Genomic DNA, 22,288 nt, shown 5'->3' with positions numbered 1-22,288 from the left:
TTAAATCTTGTTAGGGGGTAAGTATGGATTACGAAGATGTACAAAAGATATTACTAACGTCTATCAAAGAAGATGATCCTCATAAAGGGTTTAAAGGGTTAGAGATTAAGAGATATTGTATTGCATATCAGGGACTATTTAGTAGATGGAATAGCATAATACTACCACCTTTTTTAAAGAAAATTCTAGAAAGCAAAATTTGTTGGAAAGTCGATTATACCTTAGGTTATGTTAAACTCGATAGGTATGCACTAGGGAAAAAATTGTTAGGCTTAAAAACTGAAGATGGACAAAAATCTCTTCTTGATTCCTTTGACCGTTACAGAATTGCCTGCTGGTGTTGTTTTGAGGACGAGATAAAAGCTATTTTTGAGGAATTTAAATTAACATTAGGTAATAAACCAGTAGAGAGTTTGGTTAAGGGATTTGATAATGGGGCTTTAATGATTTACTGGTCACATGCTATAAATAACCAAGAACATCAGTTAGAATTAAATAATGAGCATCCATACGTTTACGCTTTTAAATGTGCAATGCTAGAAAAGCATGTCGAAGCCTTAGAATTCTTTTGGAATAAGTTGCAATCAATTGATTCTGTATCTCCAAAAAGTAAAGAAGATTTATTAATGGAAGTAGCCTATAATAAAGGACGTTTTTCTACTGATGATGTTGGTATGGTTGATTTTTGCCTACGTCATCTTGATCCTAACAGATATCATGAATTATTAAAAAGAGATTTTAAACAACACGGATGTTATTATACTTTAAGTATATTAAGAAGAAACCATTCTTTCGAAAATGCCAGAAAGCTGTTTGAACATTTGAAGTCGGAAAATTTATCTCCTGAAGCTTATAGTACATCAATGTTTGGAGCGTTAGATTCGGTTCTTTCTGTACCAGATGATAGTTTTATTAAGTCTGGTAGTGACATGCTTACCTCCATGTGGAATCGTCCTGGCTTTGGAACTCATAAGCAACACTTTTTAGATGAGTTGAGTATAGGATACGCATCTAGAAATAGAATTGCTTGTCTGATCAAAAAGAATGGGGATATTAAGATATTGCAGGAAATTATTAAATCTCTTAATCAAGAGCAAATGCAATCTATTATGGAAGAAGATAAATCAATACATGAGATATTCACTAGAATTAGAGATAGGCAATTAGATGGTAGAGGTGATAGTCAGTTGCCAAGTTCATCATTAGATGTAGAAACTATACAGCAGAAGGTAACTGATGTTAGAAGCAAAGTGTAGAGTTTCTCTTTTTGAAAATTCAGTTACTTAGACTTAAACGAAAGCATACAAAGAATTTTAGTGAGAGTAAAAATTGTAAAAGGTTAAAATCAGGAGGCGGTTATGGTTAATAACGATCAACAGCAAGAAAAACTACAAGATTTCGAGCTAATGGAGTTACTTTTTAGCAAGGTAGATTCTTCAACTTCTGATGCAGCGGATTCACTGGATAAATCTTTTGAAGCAAGATATCAGTCATTGGTTGATCAAATACAATCCTATAGTATTTTCTAAAATGAATGGATAAATTTCCATTATGGTATTACCAACCAAAAGTTGTAAGTCTGTACATTTATACATTAGAGGTCTGAGGCGGCTTTTGATGGTATGCCAACAGTGCTCTATGGGATTCAAATCTGGTGAATATGTTGGAAGATACAGCACATGAAAGCCAAAAGACTCTATTAATGATTTTGTTTTAGTGGTCTTATGAAATGTAGCATTATCCATAACTATGGTTGTGCCAAGTGGCAATTTAGGTAATAATACCAAAATCCATTACTGACCGAACAAATAATACCAAAATCCATTACTGACGGAACAAATAAGAAACATTACAAACTCGTTTAATAGTAGTACTGGAAATATTGACAATAAAATTACACAAAACATCTTCAAGTAAACCTATGGTATCGTAGATACTATTGCGTAAAGTATTGTATTTGATATATTGCCACAACCTTTCAACAGGATTCAGTTCCGGTGAATAAGGAGGCAAGTATATGATGGTAATGTTTTCCTGAATTTTCAAACTTTTTGATCTATGCCAACTTGCACAATCCATTACAAGAAAGGCTTCTTTCGTGCCTAAATCTTTCGACATCTGCTCCAGAAATATATTCATACAATCAGTGTTTACATATGGAGCAAGTAGGCTAATTTTCTTACCACTTCTTGGATTTACCGCACTTTAGATATAGAAATTTTGTCTACCAATTTTCATTTTAACCTGCGTTCTGACCCCTTTTAAACCATCCGTGTCCGATTTTTGAATGAGTCCCAAATCGTGATTCATCAAAAAAACACCTCCCTTTTAGGGTGGAAATTGACTATTTTATTGAAGTATCTTTTAAACTCTTCTTGCTTGTTTTTATCTTGTTTATGGTCCATTGGCCTCGGTGTTATGTAAGAAAATTTCATCCTTTGTATCTCACGGTGCACTGTTGATTTGCTGATGTTTAGGGCAAATTCCTCTGAGATTTTTATTTGTACTTCCTTAATAGTAATATTTGGATTTCTTTCTACCCATATTTCAATTTGCTCACGTTGATTTTTGTTTAATTTGCTTTTTCTTCTCCGCTGAAACGGGGCAAATAATTTTTCTACTCTACCAAATTTTAGATGCTTTATCCATTCAGTCAAAGCAGTCCTTGAAATTTTACATATTCTTGCCACAGCGCTTATACTACTTTCTTTTCCTGCTATCACCGCTTGTAACTTTTTTGAAACATATGCGTTATTTCTTACCTTTTTTAACATTTCTTTCGCTAAATTTACAACTCTTTCGTCTAATAGTTTTGACCTTAATGCCATTTATACCTCGCTATTTCACTTACTCTAGTATGACTTTTTCCCCATTATTCTCTATCTGTTCTTTCTATAGCGGGAATTGGTATAAATATAGTAATTTTACACTAAAATTTTTAGTTTTGTTTCTGTGGGTTAGTTGGTACGAGCCTTGCCTTTAAGAATATGTAAAATCACAATTATTACGAATAACATTCCACCAATAACTGATACAGCTCCACCCGTAATAAAACAAGCACGTGCCAACATTGATGAAATACTTGGCAGATCTGCCACTTTTCTTAAGGCACCATATCCACCAAGCCAAACAAGTCCATTAATGTGGAGAAAATGTCCCAAGCTATATGCATAAATCTGTAATCTTACTATGGAGCTTTTTATTTCTTTACAGCCCAATTTTGGTAACAGCCAGTAGACAAAATTCATAAAAGCTATAGTAATACCAACCACAGAACCGTGATAATGCGCAGGGATGGTGACATTTCCTTCAATAGTTAGCACTCCAAGCACACCTCCATAAATGAACAATACAAACGAGTGGAGAAGATAATTGCCCTTATCATTGAGCAGAGTTTTTATGTTGCAATACACTAATATTGTTAAAAAGCACGGCAGAACTGCTCCAGCAATTCTCATATGCCAGGTAAAAAACTGTATCAATTCAGCACTATCCGCCGAATAAATAAAGTATATAAACGGCGCACCTACGGTCAAAATTGTGTTTATAAATAGTGGTAAAATGGTAATTTTATTTAGACTAATATAGCGAGCATTCAGTATGATCAAATAAACTAAAAACATTGCTTGAGCAAAGGCAAACTGGAGTAAATGTCCTCCTCCCCAAAAGAGATATTCATAAAATAAATTCTTGTCTGAGTGATATAGACCTGGAGGCATATTTTTATGTGCTAAAACAACACAAAGAAATGATGACACAAGTATAATGACCAGGCCAATTTGTCCGATTGAAAGATATGAGTCTTGTTTATTTGATATGTAGGCTAGAGCTGTATTTATCAATATGATGGTAATGAAAAGACTGAGTCCAAGTAAAAATAATTTGTTTTGTAATACAGGTATATAGTTACTTTTGATAACTTCAGTATTTGGAACAAATGCAGATATAAACATTAGCAGCATGGAAAGGATTGAGAGAGTCCATGAGAAGTTAAACCAATGATTGGTGTTTTTTAAGTTTATGATGAAGAGCAGAGATATTATAGAGCACATCCATACCAAAATTGACAAATTTACGTGTATCACCAGTGCATTATCAAAGATATATTGTGCAGAAGGAATGAGAGAAGAAATAAAAGGCAATCGTAGAAAAATAACAATTATTGACAGCAGTCCAGAACAAGCAAGAGCAAGTACTGCCAAGAATATCCATTGTCTGCAAAGTGAAGCGTTATTTTGTATGTTGAGCATTTACTTTTAGGTACTATAGCATAAGACAATGTACATTTTTCAAATTGATATGCATAGTTTAAATGAATGACATTACAACAATATCTTTCATCGTGAAAATGCTGCGTCCATTTCCATTTCATATTATGGTAATATTACTGACAGCGTTAGTCTGGGCTATCGAAATGTGTTTTAATCAATACTTGAAAAAATTATTACAGTAAGAGAATCTTTACATAATGGCATGACATTACGTTAATGCTTTTGATCCAAAATTAAGAACATTTTCGTTGTGATTTACGTTTCTAGTATGTATATTAATGAATCTTGTTTTCACTAAATAATGAAAATAATAATTGTCATGATAATGTTATTGTATACTAACTATACAATGGCAAGCGAACGAATAAGTTTAGTAGATAAAAAATTATCTCAAGGATATGTAGCTCCAATACTTACAGAAAATAGCGTTATTTTGCCAGACAAGCACGGTACCTTATATTCCTTTGATATCGATAACCCAAGAGTTATAAATTGGAAATTATACCTCTCAAGTAGGAAAAAAATTGATAATATGAGTTTATCGGGCTACAAAGAAAATGTTTTCTTTGTAGTGGATAACATTCTACACACAATAGATGCGAAAACAGGGGAGATTCAATGGGAAAAAGAATTAAGAGCTCCGGCAAGAGGGAAAGCAATAGTAATAAACAATAAGTTGGTAGTATTGACTATTGATAACTATCTACATGTATTTGATATAAAAGATGGCAGCCCCATTTGGGCTTATCAAAATGTTATAAATGAGGTTCGAGGTTTATATTCCATCTCACCAGCAGTCTCTAATGATAAAATAATGGCACCATTTTCAAATGGCGAGTTAATAGCTTTTAATGAAGAAGGTAAAAAACTATGGAGCCAAAAATTAGCTACAAATCTTTTAGAAACACAGCTTACAGATGTAACTACTACACCTAGAGTACACGATAATATCTTAATAGCTACGAGCAACTCTTATATTTATAGCATTGACGTAAACTCAGGAAATATTTTATGGTCAAGGCCACTACAAGTGAAAAGTATATCAAACATTGAGTCATATTATAGCCCTCTTATTCCTGCAGAGAAACAAAAAGAAGGCGGAAGAATTTTCATGGTGACTAAAGATAATAAGGTAATTGGCATCGATATACAAAGTGGAAAAACAGTTTGGACATCTGATTTTATAGAGAATGTGCAATTGTTTGTTCCAATTATGTATTCCCATACGCTTTGGGTAACAAGTAATAAAGGTTCAATATTTGCTTTTCCTGGATCTGAAAGTACAGGAAGGGTAATTAAAATACCCGGTAATGTGTTTCATGCTCCAGTATTTACCCATGGTAAGATGTATATAACGACTGAAGGAAATGGTGTTTATTCTTTAGAAAATAGGTTTGTTTTTTATGACTGATTATGATTTGATTATTATAGGTGGTGGTCCAGGTGGTTACAAATGCGCTATCGCTGCTGCAAAACTTGGATTAAAAGTTGCTTGTATAGATAAAAACGGCATTTTTGGTGGCACGTGTTTACGAGTCGGATGCATACCTTCTAAAGCGTTACTCCATTCCTCTTATCAGTATGCTCACACGAAAAATAATCTATCAAAACTTGGCATAAAAGTTAAGGATGTAAGTCTCGATTTGAGACAAATGATAGGCTATAAAGACGCTAGAGTTCAGGAACTTGGAAAAGGCATAGAATATCTGTTTAACCTTTACAAAATTACTAAGATCAATGGACTTGGAAAAATTACTTCTTTTGATCAAGGCAACCTTGAAGTTTCAGTTGAAGGTAAGGTGCTGAAGACAAAAAATATAGTAATTGCAACCGGTTCTGAGGTTGTTTCTTTGCCAGGAATTAATATCGATGAGAAAAATATTATTTCATCAACTGGTGCATTGTCTTTAACTGAAGTACCAAAAAAACTTGTCGTAATCGGAGCCGGGGCAATAGGGCTTGAAATGTCTTCTATATGGAGGAGGCTAGGGTCTGAAGTCACTGTAGTAGAATTTTTTGACAGAATCGCTGCAGAAATGGATGGAGAATTAAGTAAGTTTCTACTTTCTAGTCTACAAAAACAAGGAATAAAATTTTTACTTAGCACTAAAGTTGAGGGAATAAAACAAAGTAGTAACTCTTTGAGTGTGAAAGTTTGCTCTGTAAAAGATGATCAAACAAACACTATAGAGGCGGATAAGGTATTGGTGGCAGCAGGACGCAAACCATTTACTGATGGTCTTGAAAAAATAGAAAAAGACAGTCGTGGCTTTATTAAAGTCAACAATAGTTATGAAACCAACGTAAAAGGAATATTTGCTATTGGTGACGTAATTGGTGGAGCAATGCTTGCTCACAAAGCTGAGGAAGAAGGGGTGGCAGTTGCAGAGATACTAGCAAGGCAATTGCCTCACGTTGATTATGAAATCATACCGTCAGTCATTTACACCCACCCTGCAGTTTCTTCAATCGGTAAAACCGAGGATGAACTGAAAAGTGTTGGTCGAAAGTATAAACTTGGTAAATGTCAATTTGCTGCAAATGGTAGAGCAAAAGTCACTGATGATGCTGAGGGATTCGTGAAAGTTCTGACTTGTAGCAAAGCAGATACAATACTCGGTGTACATATCATAGGAGCATACGCTGATACGCTAATCAATGAAGCAGCGGTTGCAATGGCATATGGTGCAGCAGCAGAGGATATATACAGAATTTGTCACTCTCATCCTGATATAAATGAAGCCTTTAGGGATGCGTGCATCGATGCTTTCTTTAAAAAGTAACTGTGGACCTCGGTTCAATCATTGAAAAATGGTATGATTGGCTAAAGTACAACAGGTCTTACTCACCAAACACTTTGGAGTCATACATGAGGGACCTCAAGGATCTTATAAGTTTCCTAAATACTCACATTGGTGAAGAAGTAAATGTTGGCTCTTTAGAAAAATTAAGCATACCTGAACTGAGAAGTTGGTTTACCTCTCGTTATGCAAGAGGTGTAAATGCGAGATCTAACACTCGCGCATTGTCAGTAATCAGAAATTTTTTCAAATATATAAAAAACAATTATGAAATAAATAATGAAGCGGTATTTTCTTTATCAAGGCCAATTCAGAGAAGAACTCTACCTAAAGCACTTTCAATATCTAACATAGAAACTCTATTGAAAGAAATGAAATTGCCTGATCTAGGCGAGCCTTGGGTGGTAAAAAGAGAAATTGCAATTGTCGTTCTGCTATATGGTACGGGCTTAAGAATCACTGAAGCACTGAATCTTAAGGTTAGTGATATTAGCAATGAAAGTTTAATAGTAACAGGTAAGGGAGATAAACAAAGGCAGGTATTTATTCTTCCAGTAGTAAAAAAGTGTATACAAAAATATATAAAAGCTTGTCCCCACTTTGACGAAGCGGGACATCTTTTTGTGGGGGTAAGAGGAAAAAAATTGGGAAGAACTTATGTTGCTAATCGTTTGCAAAAAATAAGAAGATTTTTAAACTTACCAGAAATTTTATCTCCACATGCATTTCGCCATAGTTTTGCTACTCATTTGCTTCAGGAAGATATTGACATAAGATCAATACAACAGCTGCTTGGCCACTCAAGCCTTGAAACTACTCAAGTTTACACTCACCTAAATTATCAAGATGTCTTCAATATGTATAAAAACTTTCAGAAGAGTTTGAATAAAAAATCGAAATCTTAACTTCGTCTTAAATCGATAATATTGCCGAACTGAGTGCTTGCAACATCATTCAGTACTATACTTGCTTTATATAAGCAATAGTGACCAGCAGAGAAGAAAGCAAAAACGTTTTGCAAAAGGTTATGAATGAAAGAGAATAGACAGCAGAATTTAAATTAGAAGCTATGTAAAGAAACAAGTCAAGCAAATAGCAAAAGATCTGGGACCGTACACCTAGGCAATACGCGTCAAGTTAAGAGATTGTGAGCAAATTTAGAGAAGTTAAGGTGGATACCCTAGTTTTTCTGCACTTGTCTTTTAATGAAAACTGCGACCAAGTTATGGTAAGCTTTTTGAGAAAAATATTTAAGCCTTTAATTTTATTATTTAGTGCTAAAAATAACTCTCTAACCCGTCTTTTTAGCTCAATAAATGCCTTTGTTAAGCTAAGCTCCGTATTTTTTTTCAGTTCTGTGCAACCCACTATTCCATGAAATATAAGAATTGCACACAATTTGGCATATAGCTCACATAATACTCTGTATGGCTTTCCTCTCAGCTTATCAATCCTTATATTACTCTTATATAATTTGAACAATAATTCAATTTGCCATCTTATTCGGTAAACTACTAGTATTTGCTCAGCATTAATCTTACTTTTGGAACATTAGTTATAAATATTGACCAATTTAGTAACTTTTGGTTCCTTTGAGAAGATGTGTATCCATGTGATCTTGCTAACCTATTAGCCTTTCTTCTTCTAGCCACAGCTTGTTCTTCAGTTAGTTTTTAAATATAATTCTTACTTTAACCCTTGTCTCTTTTCCTAACAATACCTCCTGTTCTAGAAAAGATCGATCTCCCAAATGTTCTAGTAAATCTATTTTTGACCTGTCTCTATATCATATATGTTAGTATCGGATTTATAACGACTTATGAAATAAGCTCCTATTTCATTGATGTGTTTAAAAGAACTTGGCACAAAATAACCCAAATCAGATATTAGTAAATCGTTGTTCGATATATTGCTTAAATGGCTTCTATAACCCTGATCTGACCTTATTCCTTCAGTTATATTAAGCTGGTCTAATGTCTGGTTTAGGTAGTCAAAAACTAATTGTAACTTTATTCCAGACTTAGTATTGCTTTCATAACCACTGTAGCTGGTACCATAACCTTTATACATGTCTTCCATACTGTTAGGTAAGCTAATGTAGCTGCTGTCTAATAATTTAACACCTCCAAAGTGCTTCAAGATTCTGCAATCAACTTGTAAGGTATTTTTAAGTAACGTTAAAGATTCATTATACATTCTTTTCATAAATTCCACTGCTTCCTTGGTAAATCTAAAGTCCAGACCTTGTTTTGTTATATTTATCGAGTCTTCATTCAATAATTGACACACTGTCTCTATACTACAATTATCAACCCCTATATTACCCAAAACGATGGCTTTTATGAACTACGAGCCTTTTAGCTTCCTCTTTCTTTTTATGAACCCTGTTGTAGCTGAGATTTTATCTGCTTTTTCATTAAAAAATTCTTTGAGCTTTTTTGAGATGCAAACTATTCTTTTCATTGTATAAGTTCTCCGTTTTCTTTGTTAGATTTAAGAGAACTTATATCTTTTCTTTCTCTTCCTTACACTAAGTTTATTACCACAGTTCCTTAACTTGACGCGTATGGTTTCAACACCACTTTCAATATACCCATTCAATACTTTTTTAGCCTTATCTTGAAGCTCTAGTCTCGCCTCCTTTACATTATTGAAATCTTGGATAACGGCTTTATACACTTCATCTTTATTAAAATTGGCATTGTATTTTATTAAAAAAGATAATATGTGAAAACTAGCTACAGCAGTGTGAATTGATTTATTCTTTTCTTTTATCTTACCGAGCAAAAACAAAAACCTTTGAATGAAGTCATGATAATCATCTTTTTGTTCTTCAATTTTATTATTATTATATGAATTACCAATCATTATTACCTCACAACTAAATAATTAGTATAGTAATACGAATGCTAAGTTACATCAATCAATAAACTTACAGTAAATTTTCCATTCTCAGTTATAAGCTCTGCTTCTGTACTCTCAACCCATTCTATCACTTCAGCATTGCAAACTGACTGCAAATCATGCTGAGCAGAATAATTTAACTCATCCTCTTTTACACTCGCTTTTATCATCAACTTTTGTATAAGATGCTTAACTGATACGTTATTATCTGCTTTTATTTTTCTCACAAGGTTTAATATCTGCACGAAATTATCTCCCATTTCCTCAGAATACTTATCATAGGTAAGTTCTTCCTTGTTAGGCCAATTACTTTTATTGTGAACGGAGTTATAACTATACAACTGATGATATATTTCCTCTGTAATGTATGGCAAAAATGGTGCAAATAACCTCAAAATAATATTGAGTACATATGCCAAACTCTGTTTCGCACTCATGTTTGCCTCGTTGTCCAATGCATCTCCATATGCACGTTTTTTAACTAACTCTAAGTAATTATCACAAAAATCTTTCCAAAAAAATTCTTCTATTGCGCTCAAAGCTTCGCAGTATTCAAACTGTAATAGGTTGTTCGTCGTTTTTTCTATCACTTTATATAATTTGGACAATATCCACTTATCCATCGTCTCACTGATGGAATTTATGCTCAATGCTTGATGTTTTTCCATAAACATGGAAACAAATTTGCTAGCATTCCAAAGTTTCGTAACAAGTCGTTTGCCAATTTTGAAGATATTTTCAGAGTATACTGTGTCAACTCCAAGTCTTGAGTTTGCTGCCCAATAGCGTACTACGTCAGCTCCATAGGTTTCAAGCATTACATGAGGAGTGATGATATTACCTTTTGATTTACTCATCTTTTTTTTATCATCAGCCAAACACCAACCACTAATCATGATATTTTTCCACGGCAGTGAATCTGCATGATAATGTGCCTTCAAAATCGTATAAAAAGCCCAAGTTCTTATTATCTCATGGCTTTGGCTGCGCAGATCTGCAGGAAATATCTTATCATACCGATGGCTTGGTAAACCGAGCTCACTGTTTACTGCCAGTGCACTTAGTTGAGGAGTGATCGCACTTGTTGCCCAAGTGTCCATCACATCTTGATCTGGAGTAACTTCTTCTCTGCTATAGCCTTTCGGCAAACCTTTTAATGGATCGATAGGTAAATCCTTTACTTCAGCTAGAATGATTTTGCCTTCTTCTCCCTTACGTTTTGAATACCAAACTGGAAATGGTACACCAAAATAACGCTGTCTTGAGATGCACCAATCCCAACTTAGCCCTTCTATCCACACCTCCATACGTTTACGCATAGATTCTGGATGCCAATTACATTTACTCACTTTATCTAATACTTGAGTTTTTTGCTCTAAAATCTTGACAAACCATTGATAAGTAGGTAATATTTCAAGCGGCGCACAAGATCTTTCAGCACATTTAACAGAATGAGAAATGCTAGTGCTTTCTATTAAAAGTCCTTTTCCACTGAGGATTTCAATGATCCTCTTTCTTGCTTCTTTAACTTTTAGTCCATGGATCCCAGTGTCAGCTACTCGGATGACACCGGCATGTGTCTCCTCTGTCACCTGAGTAGCTTGATACTGGGCATCTTTCTCCCCTGTCATCCCAGTGCGTGACACTGGGATCCATTTTTGATCACACACTGCATGCAGGTTTATCCTTCCATCCTGATCAATTATAATTGTCACCGGCAGATTATGCTTTTGCTGCCAATATATGTCGAGCTCATCACCGAATGTACAGCACATAACAAGCCCAGTGCCTTTATCTATTTTGACCTTATCATCAGCTATTATTGGAACTTTTGCCTCTGTAATTGGCACTACGGCTATTTTTCCAATCAGATGGGTATATCGTGCATCTTCTGGATGACAAAAAACTGCAACACATGCAGGAAGTAACTCAGGTCGCGTGGTTGCAATATGAATCTGCTCATTTTTTTCAGTGGAAAAAACTATCGTGTTCAAAGATGACTCAAAGACTTTATCCTCTATTTCTGCTTGTGCAATTGCAGTTTTATCAACTGGGTCCCAAAGAATAGGTTGCATTTTCCTGTATGCATATCCCTTATTGTATAGATCAACAAATGACATTTGAGAAAGTGCCACAGCTTCCCTGCTGATCGTGTGATATTCCAAACTCCAATCATAACTAATGCCGACTGATTTAAACAACTCCTTAAATTCTTGTTTTGACTTCTCAATAACTTCATGGCACATCTCTATAAATTTTTCTCTGCCAACTTCTTTTGCACGGGTTTTATAGGTTTGCTCGACTAACCTTTCAGTCGGAAGACCATTATCATCAAACCCAATTGGATAAAACACATCTTTTCCCAGCATGCGTTGAAACCTTGCAATAAAATCCGTATGGCAATAGCTAAATATATGGCCGATGTGCAACTTTCCTGATATCGTTGGTGGAGGAGTGTCTATAGTAAAAGTGTTATTCTCTTCACCATTCCATTTATAAACTTTACTTCCTTCCCATAATATGTTGTATTTATTTTCAATTTCTCTAAAGCTGTACTTTTCTTCTAACATAAATATTTTTCAGTTTTAAGCTTTAAGTTAGCACAATTGAGCAAATACAGCAATTTTAATGTCTGACATTTTAGTGTCCCCCTTCGGGGATTGTCCCGCCTTGAGGCGAAGGGCAAGTTACAATAGTCGAGTATGCGACGTTATGGGTATAATGCACACTCTAATACCAAAATCCATTACTGACGGAACAAATAAGAAACATTACAAACTCGTTTAATAGTAGTACTGGAAATATTGACAATAAAATTACACAAAACATCTTCAAGTAAACCTATGGTATCGTAGATACTATTGCGTAAAGTATTGTATTTGATATATTGCCACAACCTTTCAACAGGATTCAGTTCCGGTGAATAAGGAGGCAAGTATATGATGGTAATGTTTTCCTGAATTTTCAAACTTTTTGATCTATGCCAACTTGCACAATCCATTACAAGAAAGGCTTCTTTCGTGCCTAAATCTTTCGACATCTGCTCCAGAAATATATTCATACAATCAGTGTTTACATATGGAGCAAATAGGCTAATTTTCTTACCACTTCTTGGATTTACCGCACTTTAGATATAGAAATTTTGTCTACCAATTTTCATTTTAACCTGCGTTCTGACCCCTTTTTTAAACCATCCGTGTCCGATTTTTGAATGAGTCCCAAATCGTGATTCATCAAAAAAAACACCTCCCTTTTAGGGTGGAAATTGACTATTTTATTGAAGTATCTTTTAAACTCTTCTTGCTTGTTTTTATCTTGTTTATGGTGCATTGGCCTCGGTGTTATGTAAGAAAATTTCATCCTTTGTATCTCACGGTGCACTGTTGATTTGCTGATGTTTAGGGCAAATTCCTCTGAGATTTTTATTTGTACTTCCTTAATAGTAATATTTGGATTTCTTTCTACCCATATTTCAATTTGCTCACGTTGATTTTTGTTTAATTTGCTTTTTCTTCTCCGCTGAAACGGGGCAAATAATTTTTCTACTCTACCAAATTTTAGATGCTTTATCCATTCAGTCAAAGCAGTCCTTGAAATTTTACATATTCTTGCCACAGCGCTTATACTACTTTCTTTTCCTGCTATCACCGCTTGTAACTTTTTTGAAACATATGCGTTATTTCTTACCTTTTTTAACATTTCTTTCGCTAAATTTACAACTCTTTCGTCTAATAGTTTTGACCTTAATGCCATTTATACCTCGCTATTTCACTTACTCTAGTATGACTTTTTCCCCATTATTCTCTATCTGTTCTTTCTATAGCGGGAATTGGTATAAGTACGATATGAGAGTACACTTGGTATGGATTCCCAAATATCGCAAAAGGGTGATAATAGGCCAAATTGCTGTTAGAGTTAGGGAGCTGCTAAGGCAGGTTACTATGGAAAATGAGATACAAATTATCTCAGGCAAAGTTGCAGTAGATCATATTCATATGTTTATATCATATAAACCACAGCAAAGTGTTAGTAAAATTGTACAACTTTTGAAAGGAACAAGTTCAAGGTTGATGATGCAAGATTTTGCAAGTCTAAGTAAGCAATTTTGGGGCAGGCACCTTTGGGCACGTGGATATTGATACCAATTCCCGCTATAGAAAGAACAGATAGAGAATAATGGGGAAAAAGTCATACTAGAGTAAGTGAAATAGCGAGGTATAAATGGCATTAAGGTCAAAACTATTAGACGAAAGAGTTGTAAATTTAGCGAAAGAAATGTTAAAAAAGGTAAGAAATAACGCATATGTTTCAAAAAAGTTACAAGCGGTGATAGCAGGAAAAGAAAGTAGTATAAGCGCTGTGGCAAGAATATGTAAAATTTCAAGGACTGCTTTGACTGAATGGATAAAGCATCTAAAATTTGGTAGAGTAGAAAAATTATTTGCCCCGTTTCAGCGGAGAAGAAAAAGCAAATTAAACAAAAATCAACGTGAGCAAATTGAAATATGGGTAGAAAGAAATCCAAATATTACTATTAAGGAAGTACAAATAAAAATCTCAGAGGAATTTGCCCTAAACATCAGCAAATCAACAGTGCACCGTGAGATACAAAGGATGAAATTTTCTTACATAACACCGAGGCCAATGGACCATAAACAAGATAAAAACAAGCAAGAAGAGTTTAAAAGATACTTCAATAAAATAGTCAATTTCCACCCTAAAAGGGAGGTGTTTTTTTTTTGATGAATCACGATTTGGGACTCATTCAAAAATCGGACACGGATGGTTTAAAAAAGGGGTCAGAGCGCAGGTTAAAATGAAAATTGGTAGACAAAATTTCTATATCTAAAGTGCGGTAAATCCAAGAAGTGGTAAGAAAATCAGCCTACTTGCTCCATATGTAAACACTGATTGTATGAATATATTTCTGGAGCAGATGTCGAAAGATTTAGGCACGAAAGAAGCCTTTCTTGTAATGGATTGTGCAAGTTGGCATAGATCAAAAAGTTTGAAAATTCAGGAAAACATTACCATCATATACTTGCCTCCTTATTCACCGGAACTGAATCCTGTTGAAAGGTTGTGGCAATATATCAAATACAATACTTTACGCAATAGTATCTACGATACCATAGGTTTACTTGAAGATGTTTTGTGTAATTTTATTGTCAATATTTCCAGTACTACTATTAAACGAGTTTATAATGTTTCTTATTTGTTCCGTCAGTAATGGATTTTGGTATGAGCCGTAAGTTCTGACAGACGAGGTTATACAAGAGTACATATCTATCCAGGAAGGCGAGCCACTTCATGACAATGATCAATTTCAAATTGATTAAAATTTAACCCTTCACCTTGTAGGTGATGGTTGTTGAGTTTATAATACAAAATTTCTTGATTTTAGTTTTTTATGTATTACACGATAAATTTTTAGTATTGAGGTTTATCATGCCTGATTTTAAATTTTCTGATTTACAAGATCTTGTTAATGCTCTATATGATCCATACTATCTGCCCTCCAACGAAAAAATAAAACTAGCAGAATTGCTTGAGGACGTCTTGGAACTAGAAGTTAAAAAAAGCTCAGAAGATGCAATAGCTACATTGAAAGATAAAATAAGAAATGAATTAAAAAATGAAATGAAAAGTGAAATGAAAAGTGAAATGAAACAAAAAATAAATAAACTTGAGCAGCTAGAGGCGGAAAATAAAGACTTACAAACTAAAAAGGATAGAGCTAAAGGGTTAAATAGATCCTTAGAATATGCAAGGAAGACAGCTCAGAACGAAAATATAGAATTAAAAGCTGAAAAAAAATAAACTAAATACTCAAATCCAGCATTCACAGCAAGAAAAGAAAATATTAGAAGTCAAAAATGAAGCAAATAAACAACATACTGTAATTGCGATTGAATGATGGAGAGACATACTCCATTATTTTAGCACGAAGTAACAAGTTCAATGAATCTGTTCTTCAAAAATAATTTAAACCTTTACAGTAGGAGTAGTCTTATGAAATATTATAGCGGATTAGATTTGTCACTCAAAGAAACTTTTGTAAGTATCGTTGATGAGAAAGGAAAAATTGTTAAAGAAGAAATTGTTGCAAGTGAGAGCAGTGCAATAGCTGAGTTTCTGCTTAGTCAAAGCAGAGAATACGAATCCATAGGAATAGAAAGTGGGCAATTGTCAATATCGATGTGCAAAGAGTTAAGGAGCTTTGAATTACCAGTAATTTGTGTAGATGCGAGGCATATGGCAGCATCATTGTCTGCGAGAATCAATAAAAACGATAAAAATGATGCAAGGGGTATAGCACAAATGATGAGAGCTGGGCTGTATAAAGAGGTATTAGTAAAATCAGATGAGTCTTGTCAAGTTAAGGTAACGCTCGGAAGTAGAAGGCAGTTAATGTATTGCAGAGAGCAAATTATGGGAACAATAAGAGGGCTATTGAAGATATACGGAATAAATCTTGGCAAGAAGTCAAAGATTGTAATCTTTTCTTTAAAAGTGCAAGAAGCAATAAAAGATCTAGATAAAGTCAGTAAGGATTCAATTGAAGCATTAGTTTGTAGTTTGGAAATAATAGAAGAATCAATAAAAAAGCTTGATAAAATATTATCAGAGAAAGGCAAGAAAGACGAAGATTGCAAATTATTAACTACTGTACCAGGAGTTGGTATTATAGTAGCAATGACGTATAAGGCTACAATTGATAATCCACATAGGTTTGAAACATCTGATACAGTCGGAGCCTATATGGGATTGACGCCAAGACAGTACGCTTCTGGAGAAGTTAATCGTCATGGTAGCATATCAAAGATGGGACCGGTAGAATGTAGAAATATGTTGTATGAAGCTGCGCATACAATACTGACAGTTAGCAAGAAAAAATTCAAATTAAAAGCTGGGGAATAAAGCTTGCAAAAAAGAAGGGTGTAAAGAAAGCAGTAGTTGCATTAGCAAGAAAACTAGCTTTAATTATGCATAGAATGTTGGTTGATAAAACAGAATTTTATTATCAATAAACACTAAAGGAGTATAGGACAATAATTTTATTGAAAGTAAAGATAGTAATGCCGATGGAAGGGATAAGCAAGAGCTATGGTTGAAGCGTAGACTTCGTAAACAACATGTTGCCATCCACTTCCGCCCTAACAAGTATAGTGCGGCTTGGCTAAAATTAAACTAGCCATATCAGACCGCGGAGAGAACCATGGAAGCATGCTATTTTTAATTTATATCAAGGATTATGGAGGAAATATGCTATTTTGATCTATGTGAAAATTATTGTTGACTTGTACGCAATTAGAGAACTATAGTATTTCCCAAAGCAAATGATAAAGGTATAACAAAGTATTTGAGTTATAATGGCATATAGTGTGGATTTAAGGGAAAAGGCAGTATTGATGATAGAAAAAGGGAAGACAAAGGTTGAGATAGCAGAGCTCATGGAGATAGGAATAGCAACTCTGTACCGCTGGTTAAAAAAGAAAGCTGATGGTGAAAGCTTAAAGCCATCTAAAAACGGTAGCTTTATTCGAAAAATAGACCCAAAAATACTCGAAGAATATGTTACAAAGAATCCAGATCATACTCTGGCAGAGATGAAACAAAATCTTGGATTTGGAATAAATTCAATTTGGTATAGACTAAAACAGCTAAAAATTACTTTAAAAAAAAGTCACACTATATCAAGAGCGCAATCAAGAAGATAGGCAGCAATTTATTGATAAAATCTCAAAAATAGAACATTCCAGCATCTTATATATAGATGAAGCAGGAGTTGATAATAAGTTATACCGAGAATATGGACGTGCTCCAAGAGGAAAGAAAATTTATGCAGATATTCCAGGGAGAACTCGAGAGAGAATCAGTATAGTAGCCGAGTGGATTGGAATGAGATTTATTGCACCAATGACTTTCAAAGGTGGGTGTGAAAAAGAGGTATTCAATATATTGTTGGAGAAGATGTTATTACCTAAATTGCCACTTGGCACAACCATGGTTATGGATAATGCTACATTTCATAAGACCACTAAAACAAAATCATTAATAGAGTCTTTTGGCTTTCATGTGCTGTATCTTCCAACATATTCACCAGATTTGAATCCCATAGAACACTGTTGGCATACCATCAAAAGCCGCCTCAGACCTCTAATGTATAAATGTACAGACTTACAACTTTTGGTTGGTAATAGCATAATGGAAATTTATCCATTCATTTTAGAAAATACTATAGTTGTCTTTTCTCGTCTACCTTATTTTATCACTCTGATGAACGGATACCTTTATTTTCAATAATTTTGTTAGCAATAATACGGCTTTCAAAATCGATACTTGTTATGTCAGATAGTGATTTAACATCAGAGTACTTGTCAAAATTTTCTATTGTTGATTTTACTACCTCTAATATTTCTAAGAAACCGATTCGTGATTTCAAAAATTCGTTAACAGCCATCTCATTTGCAGCATTGAAAACAATACTGTTTGTATGTGGAGAAGAAGAATTCAACACTTCCATACTGAGCTTTAGTGCAGGAAAACATTTGTGTTCTGGTTCTTGAAAGGTCAATTTTCCTTGCTTTGTTAAGTCTAACTTGTAGTTCAAAGTTGATCTTTCTGGCCAAGACAAAGCATATGCAATAGGAATTTCCATATCAGTTTCTGCAAGCACAGCAAAGCTGAACCCATCTTGATAAACTACAACTCCGTGTACTATCGACTCAGGGTGAACTACTGCTTCAATTCTATTTGGACTCATATTAAACAAATGATGTGCTTCTATTATTTCTAGTGCCTTATTCATCATTGTTGCACTATCAACTGAGATTTTCTTTCCCATTTTCCAAGTAGGGTGACTTAGTGCCTGATTTACTGTGATATTTCTTAATTGTTCAAGGCTATAATTTAAAAATGGTCCACCAGAGGCAGTGAGTATAATCTTTTCTACACATTTATCATCATTTTGCAAAACTTGAAAAATTGCGTTGTGTTCAGAGTCAATAGGGATTATTTGTACGCTCCTTTCTTTAGCTTTTTTAAGTAGTAACTTACCACCGCAAACAATACTCTCTTTGTTTGCTAGAGCAATAACTTTAGTACCGCTTTCTATAACCTTTATAACTGGATCAAGTCCTGCAATGCCAACTATTGCAATAACTGAGAGATCAACTGGTAGAGAAGCAACATTTGCTAGACCTGGAGCACCAACTTCTACTTTGACGTTTGTACCAAGTAGATCTTCTTTTAAATCTTTGTAGAACCTTTCATCAGAAATGGCAGCATATTTTGCATTAAGCAGTTTTGCTTGATATGCAAGTAAATTAAAATTCGAATGGGCACTTAGTGCCTCCACCTGATATTCTTCCTTTCTCTTTGAAAGCAAATCTACAGTCTTTTTTCCAATACTTCCTGTTGATCCTAAAACTGAAACTTTTTTCACTAATTACAATAAAATCTTCTTAGTTATTTAGTAACCAAGCTCATGATCATCACCAACAGATGGTGAAGGACCAGGTGAAAAAGATTGGCCATGATGATCACCTGCATCATGCATATCATGCAAACCATCGGCACTTTGAGCTATTTCATTGTTAGAGTGGGGATAATCATACGGATGATGCCCCTCATCACCGTAGTCCATACCCATTGCTTCTGATGGCATATCTTCTCCACCACCACCTGAAAAATATTCAGCAAGACTTTCAAGAAATTTTATGCCAAACATATTACCTGATTTCCCAAATAACGTTACTAGACTGCTACCACTGACCAAACCTTCAAACACATTATTATAAGCAGCAATTGCTCCTTCATGAAAGTTGAACATCCACTTCATTCCATCCACAATTGTTGCAACAGAGTCACTATGACCAAGACCGAAACCACTTTTCTCACTAGCGGCTTCCTGGTGTTGCTGCTGTGCCTGCCATTCTGCAATATTTGGACCTTGTGCTTCACTCATAAACTTTTATTCTAAGCCTTAAGCTATTATTTTACCAAAAACACTGTAAAATATCAATTGTTTAAGAGAGGTTATCATAAAAATAGCTAACACTAAGCTATTTTTATGATTCTGATTACTCCATACCAAAACATCGATGATGTGCTGTGGTAACAAAGTGATGACTTGAGGTTTAAGATAGCTTCTATTTCTTCTTAGAAGACTGCTCCTCTCTCTTTCCTTTTTATTTTATTATCTTAATACTAACTTACTCATAAATTATTGACAAGTACTAATGATTTAATTATTATTAATATTATATTAATAATAAGGAAGAGGAATGCTTATACCAATTCCCGCTATAGAAAGAACAGATAGAGAATAATGGGGAAAAAGTCATACTAGAGTAAGTGAAATAGCGAGGTATAAATGGCATTAAGGTCAAAACTATTAGACGAAAGAGTTGTAAATTTAGCGAAAGAAATGTTAAAAAAGGTAAGAAATAACGCATATGTTTCAAAAAAGTTACAAGCGGTGATAGCAGGAAAAGAAAGTAGTATAAGCGCTGTGGCAAGAATATGTAAAATTTCAAGGACTGCTTTGACTGAATGGATAAAGCATCTAAAATTTGGTAGAGTAGAAAAATTATTTGCCCCGTTTCAGCGGAGAAGAAAAAGCAAATTAAACAAAAATCAACGTGAGCAAATTGAAATATGGGTAGAAAGAAATCCAAATATTACTATTAAGGAAGTACAAATAAAAATCTCAGAGGAATTTGCCCTAAACATCAGCAAATCAACAGTGCACCGTGAGATACAAAGGATGAAATTTTCTTACATAACACCGAGGCCAATGCACCATAAACAAGATAAAAACAAGCAAGAAGAGTTTAAAAGATACTTCAATAAAATAGTCAATTTCCACCCTAAAAGGGAGGTGTGTTTTTTGATGAATCACGATTTGGGACTCATTCAAAAATCGGACACGGATGGTTTAAAAGGGGTCAGAACGCAGGTTAAAATGAAAATTGGTAGACAAAATTTCTATATCTAAAGTGCGGTAAATCCAAGAAGTGGTAAGAAAATCAGCCTACTTGCTCCATATGTAAACACTGATTGTATGAATATATTTCTGGAGCAGATGTCGAAAGATTTAGGCACGAAAGAAGCCTTTCTTGTAATGGATTGTGCAAGTTGGCATAGATCAAAAAGTTTGAAAATTCAGGAAAACATTACCATCATATACTTGCCTCCTTATTCACCGGAACTGAATCCTGTTGAAAGGTTGTGGCAATATATCAAATACAATACTTTACGCAATAGTATCTACGATACCATAGGTTTACTTGAAGATGTTTTGTGTAATTTTATTGTCAATATTTCCAGTACTACTATTAAACGAGTTTGTAATGTTTCTTATTTGTTCCGTCAGTAATGGATTTTGGTATTACTAATAATAACACACCATCATCAGCTCCGCCACCACCCCCACCTCCACCACCTGCAGATTGGAGAAAAAATTCGAAGCCAGCGAAAAATAACGATAAAAATGAAAACACTCTTGGTAGTACTCCATCAAAAACCAGCAATAGCACTCAATTAAAAAAAGTTCAATCTAAGAGTCCTGTTCAACAATCACCTTTCAATTTTGAAGAGAGTTTAGTATTTAAGAAAATATAAGAAAAAAATAATGTGGATAGCGAAACTGCAGATGAAGGAAGCAATATTAGACATAGTGAGCCAAATAGAGGATTAACTCCCAAGCCTGTATCACCTAGAGTTTTGAGTCCTCAAGAAGATAATTGTAATAGTAACAAACCTTCAGGAACTAACAATAGTACTCAATCAGAAAAAGGGCTATCTGAGAATCCTGTTCAACTTGCAACAGAACAAAAAATCGATACTCCCATTTTGATTAATACTTTAGTTGGAATAAGTAAGACAGCTGCCTTAAAATATTCAATTGCTACTTTGTTGCTATGTATATCTAGTGTTACAGCTGGTATATATACATATCTTTCGATTTCAGTAACACTAAGTGATCCAGTACTTTTCACAGTTATTGCTTTTGTTTCTGCATCGGTTATGTTGAGCTTAGCTGCATATCTTATCAATTCACACCTTTCTGCAATAAACAGCGAGAAAAAAGTTGATCCTGGTAGAAAACAATCACAAGATTTACAGAAAGCAAAAGGACTTGAACATAGCAATACTCCTACACCATCATTTCCAGTAATGTCTGGAATACCCATTGTACCACTACTACCTCCACCACCTCCTCCATTGCCACAAAATGCTATAGTGCACCCATTTGTCTAGACCATTTTTTTAAAGTGATCCGATTTTTAAAATGAATATGTTGAT

18 protein-coding genes and 6 pseudogenes are annotated in these 22,288 nt (G+C 34.4%); 15 read left to right on the top strand and 9 right to left on the bottom strand.

The window, feature by feature from the left end; genetic code table 11:
* Window positions 1–23 precede the first annotated feature (23 nt).
* Complete coding sequence (locus M3L71_RS06000) at window positions 24–1,256, top strand: hypothetical protein (protein ID WP_280143373.1); 1,233 nt, start codon at window positions 24–26, stop codon at window positions 1,254–1,256.
* Window positions 1,257–1,490: 234 nt separating this feature from the next.
* On the opposite strand, the gene M3L71_RS08465 is transcribed toward M3L71_RS06000, so the two are convergent.
* Both M3L71_RS08465 and M3L71_RS05990 read right to left on the bottom strand, forming a co-directional pair.
* Window positions 1,491–1,787, bottom strand: coding sequence for a transposase (locus M3L71_RS08465; protein ID WP_410543472.1), 297 nt, complete (start codon window positions 1,785–1,787; stop codon window positions 1,491–1,493).
* 37 nt (window positions 1,788–1,824) lie between these two features.
* Window positions 1,825–2,828 (bottom strand): annotated as a pseudogene (locus M3L71_RS05990) (IS630 family transposase).
* Here M3L71_RS05990 and M3L71_RS05985 point away from each other — a divergent pair.
* On the top strand, window positions 2,822–2,983 hold the full coding sequence (locus tag M3L71_RS05985; RefSeq protein WP_280143372.1) for a hypothetical protein: 162 nt from the start codon (window positions 2,822–2,824) through the stop codon (window positions 2,981–2,983). The pseudogene M3L71_RS05990 and the gene M3L71_RS05985 sit on opposite strands and share 7 nt — an antisense overlap.
* Here the strand turns inward: M3L71_RS05985 and M3L71_RS05980 are convergent.
* Window positions 2,958–4,160, bottom strand: a complete 1,203-nt coding sequence (locus M3L71_RS05980) for a cbb3-type cytochrome c oxidase subunit I (protein WP_280144160.1) — start codon at window positions 4,158–4,160, stop codon at window positions 2,958–2,960. The genes M3L71_RS05985 and M3L71_RS05980 overlap by 26 nt on opposite strands.
* Here M3L71_RS05980 and M3L71_RS05975 point away from each other — a divergent pair.
* From M3L71_RS05975 to M3L71_RS05960, 4 genes are all read left to right on the top strand, one after another.
* On the top strand, window positions 4,120–4,260 hold the full coding sequence (locus tag M3L71_RS05975) for a hypothetical protein (RefSeq protein WP_237398596.1): 141 nt from the start codon (window positions 4,120–4,122) through the stop codon (window positions 4,258–4,260). The genes M3L71_RS05980 and M3L71_RS05975 overlap by 41 nt on opposite strands.
* Window positions 4,261–4,572: 312 nt before the next feature.
* A complete protein-coding gene (locus M3L71_RS05970; protein WP_280143371.1) occupies window positions 4,573–5,682 on the top strand; it encodes an outer membrane protein assembly factor BamB family protein in 1,110 nt (369 codons plus the stop codon).
* Window positions 5,675–7,054, top strand: a complete 1,380-nt coding sequence (gene lpdA, locus M3L71_RS05965) for a dihydrolipoyl dehydrogenase (protein WP_280143370.1) — start codon at window positions 5,675–5,677, stop codon at window positions 7,052–7,054. The genes M3L71_RS05970 and lpdA overlap by 8 nt, the downstream gene beginning before the upstream one ends.
* Before the next feature lie 2 nt (window positions 7,055–7,056).
* Complete coding sequence (locus M3L71_RS05960) at window positions 7,057–7,977, top strand: tyrosine-type recombinase/integrase (RefSeq protein WP_010401376.1); 921 nt, start codon at window positions 7,057–7,059, stop codon at window positions 7,975–7,977.
* A gap of 232 nt (window positions 7,978–8,209) precedes the next feature.
* Here the strand turns inward: M3L71_RS05960 and M3L71_RS05955 are convergent.
* The 4 genes and pseudogenes from M3L71_RS05955 to M3L71_RS05940 form a co-directional block, all read right to left on the bottom strand.
* Window positions 8,210–9,535 (bottom strand): annotated as a pseudogene (locus M3L71_RS05955) (IS4 family transposase).
* 30 nt (window positions 9,536–9,565) lie between these two features.
* Complete coding sequence (locus tag M3L71_RS05950; protein WP_280143369.1) at window positions 9,566–9,940, bottom strand: hypothetical protein; 375 nt, start codon at window positions 9,938–9,940, stop codon at window positions 9,566–9,568.
* A gap of 41 nt (window positions 9,941–9,981) precedes the next feature.
* Window positions 9,982–12,546 carry a valine--tRNA ligase gene (locus tag M3L71_RS05945; protein ID WP_280143368.1) on the bottom strand — a complete coding sequence of 855 codons (2,565 nt, stop codon included), beginning with the start codon at window positions 12,544–12,546 and terminating at the stop codon, window positions 9,982–9,984.
* Window positions 12,547–12,722: 176 nt separating this feature from the next.
* Window positions 12,723–13,729, bottom strand: a pseudogene (locus tag M3L71_RS05940) (IS630 family transposase).
* 29 nt (window positions 13,730–13,758) lie between these two features.
* On the opposite strand from M3L71_RS05940, the pseudogene tnpA reads away from it, so the two are divergent.
* From tnpA to M3L71_RS05910, 6 genes and pseudogenes are all read left to right on the top strand, one after another.
* Window positions 13,759–14,112, top strand: a pseudogene (gene tnpA, locus M3L71_RS05935) (IS200/IS605 family transposase); the annotation flags it as partial.
* An 85-nt stretch (window positions 14,113–14,197) separates the two neighbouring features.
* Window positions 14,198–15,206: pseudogene (locus M3L71_RS05930) on the top strand (IS630 family transposase).
* Window positions 15,207–15,424: 218 nt separating this feature from the next.
* The gene (locus M3L71_RS05925; RefSeq protein WP_280143366.1) at window positions 15,425–15,796 is read left to right on the top strand and encodes a hypothetical protein; all 372 of its coding nucleotides are present in this window, start codon (window positions 15,425–15,427) and stop codon (window positions 15,794–15,796) included.
* Between the two features lie 192 nt (window positions 15,797–15,988).
* The gene (locus M3L71_RS05920) at window positions 15,989–16,897 is read left to right on the top strand and encodes an IS110 family RNA-guided transposase (RefSeq protein ID WP_280143365.1); all 909 of its coding nucleotides are present in this window, start codon (window positions 15,989–15,991) and stop codon (window positions 16,895–16,897) included.
* A gap of 452 nt (window positions 16,898–17,349) precedes the next feature.
* The gene (locus M3L71_RS05915; protein WP_280143264.1) at window positions 17,350–17,697 is read left to right on the top strand and encodes an IS630 transposase-related protein; all 348 of its coding nucleotides are present in this window, start codon (window positions 17,350–17,352) and stop codon (window positions 17,695–17,697) included.
* A 10-nt stretch (window positions 17,698–17,707) separates the two neighbouring features.
* The gene (locus M3L71_RS05910; protein ID WP_349292747.1) at window positions 17,708–18,283 is read left to right on the top strand and encodes an IS630 family transposase; all 576 of its coding nucleotides are present in this window, start codon (window positions 17,708–17,710) and stop codon (window positions 18,281–18,283) included.
* On the opposite strand, the gene dxr is transcribed toward M3L71_RS05910, so the two are convergent.
* Window positions 18,249–19,424, bottom strand: a complete 1,176-nt coding sequence (gene dxr / locus M3L71_RS05905) for a 1-deoxy-D-xylulose-5-phosphate reductoisomerase (RefSeq protein ID WP_280143364.1) — start codon at window positions 19,422–19,424, stop codon at window positions 18,249–18,251. The two genes, M3L71_RS05910 and dxr, sit on opposite strands and share 35 nt — an antisense overlap.
* A 27-nt stretch (window positions 19,425–19,451) precedes the next feature.
* A complete protein-coding gene (locus M3L71_RS05900) occupies window positions 19,452–19,946 on the bottom strand; it encodes a hypothetical protein (RefSeq protein ID WP_280143363.1) in 495 nt (164 codons plus the stop codon).
* A 408-nt stretch (window positions 19,947–20,354) separates the two neighbouring features.
* Between M3L71_RS05900 and M3L71_RS05895 the strand changes: the two are divergent.
* From M3L71_RS05895 to M3L71_RS05885, 3 genes and pseudogenes are all read left to right on the top strand, one after another.
* Window positions 20,355–21,359 (top strand): annotated as a pseudogene (locus M3L71_RS05895) (IS630 family transposase).
* Window positions 21,359–21,604, top strand: coding sequence for a hypothetical protein (locus tag M3L71_RS05890; protein WP_280143362.1), 246 nt, complete (start codon window positions 21,359–21,361; stop codon window positions 21,602–21,604). Before M3L71_RS05895 ends, M3L71_RS05890 begins: the two are co-directional and overlap by 1 nt.
* A gap of 12 nt (window positions 21,605–21,616) precedes the next feature.
* Window positions 21,617–22,243: a hypothetical protein gene (locus M3L71_RS05885; protein ID WP_280143361.1), complete on the top strand. Its 627-nt coding sequence runs from the start codon at window positions 21,617–21,619 to the stop codon at window positions 22,241–22,243.
* The last annotated feature ends 45 nt before the right edge of the window (window positions 22,244–22,288 follow it).

It is taken from the genome of Wolbachia endosymbiont of Frankliniella intonsa, from assembly GCF_029856955.1.
Classification (GTDB): domain Bacteria; phylum Pseudomonadota; class Alphaproteobacteria; order Rickettsiales; family Anaplasmataceae; genus Wolbachia.
Note: the sequence above shows the minus strand (reverse complement) of the source record. Positions and strands in the feature narration are given on the sequence as shown.

Coding starts and splice junctions, on each gene's coding strand:
- M3L71_RS05925 (WP_280143366.1), top strand. CDS start 15,425: ATGCCTGATTTTAAATTTTCTGATTTACAAGATCTTGTTAATGCTCTA.
- M3L71_RS05985 (WP_280143372.1), top strand. CDS start 2,822: ATGCCATTTATACCTCGCTATTTCACTTACTCTAGTATGACTTTTTCC.
- lpdA (WP_280143370.1), top strand. CDS start 5,675: ATGACTGATTATGATTTGATTATTATAGGTGGTGGTCCAGGTGGTTAC.
- M3L71_RS06000 (WP_280143373.1), top strand. CDS start 24: ATGGATTACGAAGATGTACAAAAGATATTACTAACGTCTATCAAAGAA.
- M3L71_RS05970 (WP_280143371.1), top strand. CDS start 4,573: ATGAAAATAATAATTGTCATGATAATGTTATTGTATACTAACTATACA.
- M3L71_RS05920 (WP_280143365.1), top strand. CDS start 15,989: ATGAAATATTATAGCGGATTAGATTTGTCACTCAAAGAAACTTTTGTA.
- M3L71_RS05950 (WP_280143369.1), bottom strand. CDS start 9,940: ATGATTGGTAATTCATATAATAATAATAAAATTGAAGAACAAAAAGAT.
- M3L71_RS05945 (WP_280143368.1), bottom strand. CDS start 12,546: ATGTTAGAAGAAAAGTACAGCTTTAGAGAAATTGAAAATAAATACAAC.
- M3L71_RS05890 (WP_280143362.1), top strand. CDS start 21,359: ATGGATTTTGGTATTACTAATAATAACACACCATCATCAGCTCCGCCA.
- M3L71_RS05975 (WP_237398596.1), top strand. CDS start 4,120: ATGAGAGAAGAAATAAAAGGCAATCGTAGAAAAATAACAATTATTGAC.
- M3L71_RS05900 (WP_280143363.1), bottom strand. CDS start 19,946: ATGAGTGAAGCACAAGGTCCAAATATTGCAGAATGGCAGGCACAGCAG.
- M3L71_RS05915 (WP_280143264.1), top strand. CDS start 17,350: ATGGCATATAGTGTGGATTTAAGGGAAAAGGCAGTATTGATGATAGAA.